The organism is Stenotrophomonas mexicanensis (assembly GCF_032911605.1).
GTDB classification, from domain to species: Bacteria; Pseudomonadota; Gammaproteobacteria; order Xanthomonadales; family Xanthomonadaceae; genus Stenotrophomonas; species Stenotrophomonas maltophilia_A.
Genome location: NZ_JAWJTG010000078.1, coordinates 1 through 7841 on the forward strand (window position 1 = coordinate 1; position 7841 = coordinate 7841).

General features: G+C 63.3%; 4 protein-coding genes. All 4 read left to right on the forward strand.

What is annotated here, in order from left to right; all coding sequences use genetic code 11:
* The first annotated feature begins 76 nt into the window (after window positions 1-76).
* Window positions 77-4300 (forward strand): DNA-directed RNA polymerase subunit beta', encoded by a 4224-nt coding sequence (rpoC, locus tag R1L06_RS20190; protein WP_125895178.1) that lies wholly within the window; start codon window positions 77-79, stop codon window positions 4298-4300.
* 284 nt (window positions 4301-4584) lie between these two features.
* Window positions 4585-4959 (forward strand): 30S ribosomal protein S12, encoded by a 375-nt coding sequence (gene rpsL / locus R1L06_RS20195; protein WP_004145320.1) that lies wholly within the window; start codon window positions 4585-4587, stop codon window positions 4957-4959.
* Window positions 4960-4971: 12 nt separating this feature from the next.
* Window positions 4972-5445, forward strand: coding sequence for a 30S ribosomal protein S7 (rpsG, locus tag R1L06_RS20200; protein ID WP_004145321.1), 474 nt, complete (start codon window positions 4972-4974; stop codon window positions 5443-5445).
* A 141-nt stretch (window positions 5446-5586) separates the two neighbouring features.
* The gene (fusA, locus tag R1L06_RS20205) at window positions 5587-7728 is read left to right on the forward strand and encodes an elongation factor G (protein WP_005408207.1); all 2142 of its coding nucleotides are present in this window, start codon (window positions 5587-5589) and stop codon (window positions 7726-7728) included.
* Window positions 7729-7841: the final 113 nt, after the last annotated feature.

Below are 7841 nucleotides of genomic sequence, written 5' to 3' on the forward strand. Positions count from 1 at the left end.
CCCCCCCCCCCCCCCCCCCCCGCTGGCAGTCAACTGAAAGCCCATCGACACAGCATTCCTCCTTCTGGAGAACACCATGAAAGACCTGCTCAACCTCTTCAACCAGCAGCGCCAGACGCTGGACTTCGACGCGATCAAGATCGCGCTGGCCTCGCCGGACCTGATCCGTTCGTGGTCCTTCGGCGAAGTGAAGAAGCCGGAAACCATCAACTACCGTACCTTCAAGCCGGAACGCGACGGCCTGTTCTGCGCCGCCATCTTCGGCCCGGTGAAGGACTACGAGTGCCTGTGCGGCAAGTACAAGCGCATGAAGCACCGCGGCGTGGTCTGCGAAAAGTGCGGCACCGAAGTGACCCTGGCCAAGGTGCGTCGCGAGCGCATGGGCCACATCGACCTGGCTTCGCCGGTCGCGCACATCTGGTTCCTGAAGTCGCTGCCGTCGCGCATCGGCCTGATGCTGGACATGACCCTGCGCGACATCGAGCGCGTGCTGTACTTCGAAGCCTACGTAGTGACCGAGCCGGGCCTGACCGCCCTGGAGCGCCGCCAGCTGCTGACCGAAGAACAGTACCTGCAGGCCCGCCAGGAGCACGGTGACGACTTCGACGCCGCGATGGGCGCCGAGGCCGTGTACGAACTGCTGCGCACCATCGACCTGCAGTCGGAAATGACCCGCCTGCGCGAGGAAATCGCCGCTACCGGTTCGGAAACCAAGCTCAAGCGCCTCACCAAGCGCATCAAGCTGATCGAAGCCTTCCTGGAATCGGGCAACCGTCCGGAGTGGATGGTCATGACCGTGCTGCCGGTGCTGCCGCCGGACCTGCGTCCGCTGGTTCCGCTGGATGGCGGCCGCTTCGCGACCTCCGACCTGAACGACCTGTACCGCCGCGTCATCAACCGTAACAACCGCCTGCGCCGCCTGCTCGAACTGAGCGCGCCGGACATCATCGTGCGCAATGAAAAGCGCATGCTGCAGGAATCGGTCGATGCGCTGCTGGACAACGGCCGTCGTGGCCGTGCCATCACCGGCACCAACAAGCGCCCGCTGAAGTCGCTGGCCGACATGATCAAGGGCAAGCAGGGTCGTTTCCGCCAGAACCTGCTGGGCAAGCGCGTCGACTACTCGGGCCGTTCGGTCATCGTGGTCGGTCCGTACCTGCGCCTGCACCAGTGCGGCCTGCCGAAGAAGATGGCGCTGGAGCTGTTCAAGCCGTTCGTCTTCGCCAAGCTGCAGCGTCGTGGCCTGGCCACCACCATCAAGGCCGCCAAGAAGCTGGTCGAGCGCGAAGAGGCCGAAGTCTGGGACATCCTGGAAGAGGTCATCCGCGAGCATCCGGTGATGCTGAACCGTGCGCCGACCCTGCACCGTCTGGGCATCCAGGCGTTCGAGCCGGTGCTGATCGAAGGCAAGGCCATCCAGCTGCACCCGCTGGTCTGCACCGCGTTCAACGCCGACTTCGACGGTGACCAGATGGCCGTCCACGTGCCGCTCTCGCTGGAAGCCCAGCTGGAAGCGCGTGCGCTGATGATGTCCACCAACAACATCCTGTCGCCGGCCAACGGCGAGCCGATCATCGTGCCGTCGCAGGACGTCGTGCTGGGTCTGTACTACATGACCCGCTCGCTGGAAAACAAGAAGGGCGAGGGCATGGCCTTCGCCAACATCGCCGAAGTGAAGCGTGCCTACGACAACCGCGTGGTGGAACTGCACGCGCGCGTCAAGGTCCGCATCACCGAGGTGGTGACCGACGAAGACGGTGTGAAGCAGAACAAGACCTCGATCGTGGACACCACGATCGGTCGCGCCCTGCTGGCTGAAATCCTGCCGGAAGGCCTGCCGTTCGCGCTGGCCAACACCGAGCTGACCAAGAAGAACATCAGCCGCCTGATCAACTCCAGCTACCGCCAGCTGGGTCTGAAGGACACGGTCGTGTTCGCCGACAAGCTGATGTACACCGGCTTCGCCTACGCGACCCGCGCCGGCGTCTCGATCGGCATCGACGACATGCTGATCCCGGACGAGAAGAAGGGCATCCTCACCGAGGCCGAAGCCGAAGTGCTGGAAATCCAGGAGCAGTACCAGTCGGGCCTGGTCACCGCCGGCGAGCGCTACAACAAGGTGGTCGACATCTGGTCGCGCACCAACGAGCGCATCGCCAAGGCGATGATGGACACCATCGGTACCGAAAAGGTCGTCAATGCCAAGGGTGAGACCATCGACCAGAAGTCGATGAACTCGCTGTACATCATGGCCGACTCCGGTGCGCGTGGTTCGCAGGCGCAGATCCGTCAGCTGGCCGGTATGCGTGGCCTGATGGCGCGTCCGGACGGCTCGATCATCGAGACGCCCATCAAGGCGAACTTCCGTGAAGGCCTGAACGTGCAGGAGTACTTCAACTCCACCCACGGTGCCCGTAAGGGTCTGGCCGATACCGCGCTGAAGACCGCGAACTCGGGTTACCTGACCCGTCGTCTGGTCGACGTCGCGCAGGACGTGGTGATCACCGAGGTGGATTGCGGTACCACCGAAGGCCTGATCATGACCCCGATCGTGGAAGGCGGCGACGTGGTCGAGCCGCTGAAGGATCGCGTGCTGGGTCGCGTGGTTGCCGAGGACGTGTTCCTGCCGGGCAACGACGAAGATCCGATCGTCACCCGCAACACCCTGCTGGACGAAGCCTGGGTCGCCAAGCTGGAAGACGCCGGCGTGCAGAGCATCAAGGTGCGTTCGACGATCTCGTGCGAATCGGCCTTCGGTGTCTGCGGTCGCTGCTACGGCCGCGATCTGGCCCGTGGCCACCTGGTCAACATCGGTGAAGCGGTCGGCGTCATCGCCGCCCAGTCCATCGGTGAGCCGGGTACCCAGCTGACCATGCGTACGTTCCACATCGGTGGTGCGGCGTCGCGAGCTGCTGCGGTCGACAACATCACCGTCAAGACCACCGGCTCGGTCAAGTTCAGCAACCTCAAGTCCGTCGAGCATGCCAATGGCTCGCTGGTGGCAGTGTCGCGCTCGGGCGAAATCTCGGTGCTCGATGCCCACGGCCGTGAGCGTGAGCGCTACAAGCTGCCGTACGGTGCGACCATCACGTCCAAGGACGGTGATGCGATCAAGGCTGGCCAGACCGTGGCCAACTGGGATCCGCATAACCACCCGATCGTGTCGGAAGTGGCCGGTTTCATCCGCTTCATCGACTTCGTCGACGGCATCACCGTCATCGAGAAGACCGACGAGCTGACCGGCCTGGCGTCGCGCGAAATCACCGATCCGAAGCGTCGTGGTACCCAGGCCAAGGACCTGCGCCCGATCGTGCGCATCGTCGACGCCAAGGGCAACGACCTGTCGATCCCGGGCACCGACCTGCCGGCGCAGTACCTGCTGCCGCCGCGCTCGATCGTCAACCTGCAGGATGGCGCTGCCGTCGGCGTGGGTGACGTGGTCGCCAAGATCCCGCAGGAAGCGTCGAAGACCCGCGACATCACCGGTGGTCTGCCGCGCGTGGCCGATCTGTTCGAAGCGCGCAAGCCGAAGGATCCGGCGGTGCTGGCCGAGCGTTCGGGCATCATCAGCTTCGGCAAGGACACCAAGGGCAAGCAGCGCCTGATCATCAAGGACACCGATGGTTCGGAGCACGAAGAGCTGATCCCGAAGTACCGCCAGGTCATCGTGTTCGAAGGCGAGCATGTCACCAAGGGTGAAACCATCGTGGACGGCGAGCCGAGCCCGCAGGACATCCTGCGCCTGCTGGGTGTCGAACCGCTGGCGGCCTACCTGGTGAAGGAAATCCAGGACGTGTACCGCCTGCAGGGCGTGAAGATCAACGACAAGCACATCGAGGTGATCACCCGCCAGATGCTGCGCAAGGTCGAGATCACCGACCAGGGCAGCAGCAAGTTCCTGAACGGCGAACAGGTGGAGCGTCAGCGCGTTATCGAGGAGAATGCGCGCCTGTCGACCCGCAACGAGCTGCCGGCGCACTTCGATCCGGTCCTGCTGGGTATCACCAAGGCCTCGCTGGCGACCGAATCGTTCATCTCGGCCGCGTCGTTCCAGGAAACCACCCGCGTGCTGACCGAAGCGGCCGTCCGCGGCACCTCGGACAACCTGCGTGGCCTGAAGGAAAACGTCATCGTGGGCCGCCTGATTCCGGCCGGTACCGGCCTGGCGTACCACAGCAACCGCCGTCGCGGTGCTTCCGGTCTCACCGAGTCGGAAATGCAGACTCTGGCCGGCACCCCGGCTGCGGTCGAGGCACCGGTGGTTGAAGCCGAAGCTGAACAGGCCTCGGGCGAAGAATGAGGTATCCGGTCCGGCCGCTAGGCCGGACCACCCCATCGGTCCATCGATGGGATTGGGAAAGGGCAGGGGAGATCGTCCGCGATCGACCCGGCCAACCTGAACGGGGTACATGGAGGCCCCCCAGTAACGTTCCGGGATCAGGAACGGGCTTGACAGGAGGCGTTTGACTGCTTTCCTGGCAGGTTGCTACAATCGTCTGTCTCAGCAGGCCAGAATTTTGGCCTGCTTTAACATTTCCGCATCTCTGGTCGGATTTTCCGGCCACCAATCAGAAGAACCTACTGATGGCGACGATCAACCAGCTGGTCCGCAAGCCGCGGCAAGCGACCACCTACAAGAGTGCCTCGCCGGCGCTCGACAAGTGCCCGCAGCGCCGTGGCGTCTGCACCCGTGTCTACACCACCACTCCGAAGAAGCCGAACTCGGCTCTGCGCAAGGTTGCCAAGGTCCGCCTGACCAACCAGGAAGAAGTGATTTCCTACATCGGTGGTGAAGGCCACAACCTGCAGGAGCACTCCGTGGTCCTGATCCGCGGCGGTCGCGTCAAGGACCTGCCGGGTGTGCGTTACCACACCGTTCGTGGCTCGCTCGACGCCGCCGGCGTTGCCAAGCGTCGCCAGGCCCGTTCCAAGTACGGCGCCAAGCGTCCGAAGGCATAAGGAGAGAGCACTATGTCGCGTAAGGGTAATACTCCGCAGCGTTCCGTCCTGCCCGATCCGAAGCACGGAAGCGAAACCATCGCCCGCTTCATCAACATGGTCATGCAGAGCGGCAAGAAGTCCGTCGCCGAAAAGATCGTGTACGGCGCCATGGACGTGATCACCGAGAAGAACAGCAGCGCCAACGCCATTGAACTGGTGCAGAAGGCTCTGGACAACGTCGCTCCGGCGGTCGAAGTCAAGTCGCGTCGCGTCGGTGGTGCCACCTACCAGGTGCCGGTCGAAGTGCGTTCGTCGCGCAAGATGGCCCTGGCCATGCGCTGGCTGATCGACTCCGCGCGCAAGCGTGGTGAGAACACCATGCCGAAGAAGCTGGCTGCTGAACTGATCGACGCCTCGGAAAACCGTGGCGGCGCCATCAAGAAGCGCGAAGAAACCCACCGCATGGCCGAAGCCAACAAGGCATTCGCCCACTACCGCTGGTGAGTTTGACGGCCTTGTAAAACAGGCAGGGCAGCACCACTTCGGTGCGTGCTGCCTCGCGGTCCCAGAAGGACTGCGCCAATCCGAAGGCCGCCGAAAGGCGGCGTTCGGCCATCCGAAATCCAAGAAATCTGAGAGGCTCCCGTGGCCCGTTCCACTCCCATCGAGCGTTACCGTAACTTCGGCATCATGGCTCACATCGATGCCGGCAAGACCACCACGTCCGAGCGCATCCTGTTCTACACCGGCAAGAGCCACAAGATCGGTGAAGTGCACGACGGCGCCGCCACCATGGACTGGATGGAGCAGGAGCAGGAGCGTGGCATCACGATCCAGTCCGCTGCCACCACCGCGTTCTGGAAGGGCATGGACAAGTCCCTGCCGGAGCACCGCTTCAACATCATCGACACCCCCGGGCACGTCGACTTCACCATCGAAGTGGAGCGCTCGCTGCGCGTGCTCGACGGTGCCGTCTTCGTCCTGTGCGCCGTCGGTGGCGTGCAGCCGCAGTCGGAAACCGTGTGGCGCCAGGCCAACAAGTACCACGTGCCGCGCATCGCGTTCGTCAACAAGATGGACCGCACCGGTGCCAACTTCCAGAAGGTCGTCGGCCAGCTGAAGGCCAAGCTGGGCGCGGTTGCCGTGCCGATGCAGCTGCCGATCGGCGCTGAAGACAACTTCAAGGGCGTCGTCGACCTGCTGAAGATGAAGGCCATCCATTGGGATGAGGCTTCGCAGGGCATGAAGTTCGAATACGGTGAAATCCCGGCCGAGCTGCAGGGCCCGGCTGAAGAGGCTCGCCAGTTCATGGTCGAGACCGCTGCCGAAGCCAGCGAAGAGCTGATGGAAAAGTACCTGGGCGGCGAAGAGCTGGCCGAGGCTGAAATCATCAACGCGCTGCGTACCCGCACCCTGGCCACCGAGATCGTGCCGATGTACTGCGGCTCGGCCTTCAAGAACAAGGGCGTGCAGGCCATGCTGGACGGCGTGATCCAGCTGCTGCCGTCGCCGGTCGACGTGCCGGACGTGAAGGGCGTGGACGTTGACGACGACACCGTCGAAATGACCCGCAAGTCGGACGACAAGGCTCCGTTCTCGTCGCTGGCCTTCAAGATCATCACCGACCCGTTCGTCGGCGCGCTGACCTTCTTCCGTGTCTACTCGGGCACCCTGAACGGTGGCGACACCGTGCTGAACTCGGTGAAGGGCAAGAAGGAGCGCATCGGCCGCATCCTGCAGATGCACTCGAACAACCGCGAGGAAATCAAGGAAGTTCTGGCCGGTGACATCGCCGCTGCCGTGGGTCTGAAGGACACCACCACCGGTGACACCCTGTGCGCCGTGGACGCCCCGATCATCCTGGAGCGCATGACGTTCCCGGAGCCGGTGATCTCGATGGCCGTCGAGCCGAAGACCAAGTCGGACCAGGAAAAGATGGGTCTGGCCCTGGGCCGTCTGGCGCAGGAAGATCCGTCGTTCCGCGTCAAGACCGACGAAGAATCCGGCCAGACCATCATCTCGGGCATGGGCGAGCTGCACCTGGACATCATCGTCGACCGCCTGAAGCGCGAGTTCAACGTTGAAGCCAACGTCGGCGCGCCGCAGGTGGCCTACCGCGAAACCATCACCCTGGCCGACGTCAAGTCGGACTACAAGCACGCCAAGCAGTCCGGTGGTAAGGGTCAGTACGGTCACGTCGTGATCGAACTGTCGCCGATCACCGCTGCCGACCGTGCCGATCCGAAGCTGGCTCCGGCCATCAAGGACGACTTCCTGTTCATCAACGACATCACCGGCGGCGTGATCCCGAAGGAATTCATTCCGTCGGTTGAAAAGGGCTTGCGCGAAACCATCACCAGCGGTCCGCTGGCTGGCTTCCCGGTCGTGGACGTCAAGGTGAAGCTGGTGTTCGGTTCGTACCACGACGTCGACTCCTCGGAAATGGCGTTCAAGCTGGCTTCGTCGATGGCCTTCAAGCAGGGCTTCGCCAAGGCCAAGCCGGTGCTGCTGGAGCCGATCATGAAGGTCGAGATCGTGACCCCGGAGGATTACCAGGGTGACGTGATGGGCGACGTCAGCCGTCGTCGCGGCGTGCTGCAGGGTTCCGACACCACCGGTGACGGCTCCGCTTCGATCATCAACGCGATGATCCCGCTGGGTGAAATGTTCGGCTACGCCACTGCGCTGCGTTCGCAGACCCAGGGCCGCGCCACCTTCACCATGGAATTCGATCACTACGAGCCGGCTCCGACCAACATCGCCGAAGCCGTCATGAAGAAGGGCTGAGCCTCGCTCAGCCTCTCTTGAAACCACTTACGAACAATCAAGGTATAGAACAATGGCAAAGGGTAAGTTCGAGCGCACCAAGCCGCACGTCAACGTCGGCACCATCGGTCACG

What these genes read in the sequence shown, in the direction of transcription:
- rpoC (WP_125895178.1), top strand. Translation starts at nt 77, where the DNA reads ATGAAAGACCTGCTCAACCTCTTCAACCAGCAGCGCCAGACGCTGGAC.
- rpsL (WP_004145320.1), top strand. Translation starts at nt 4,585, where the DNA reads ATGGCGACGATCAACCAGCTGGTCCGCAAGCCGCGGCAAGCGACCACC.
- rpsG (WP_004145321.1), top strand. Translation starts at nt 4,972, where the DNA reads ATGTCGCGTAAGGGTAATACTCCGCAGCGTTCCGTCCTGCCCGATCCG.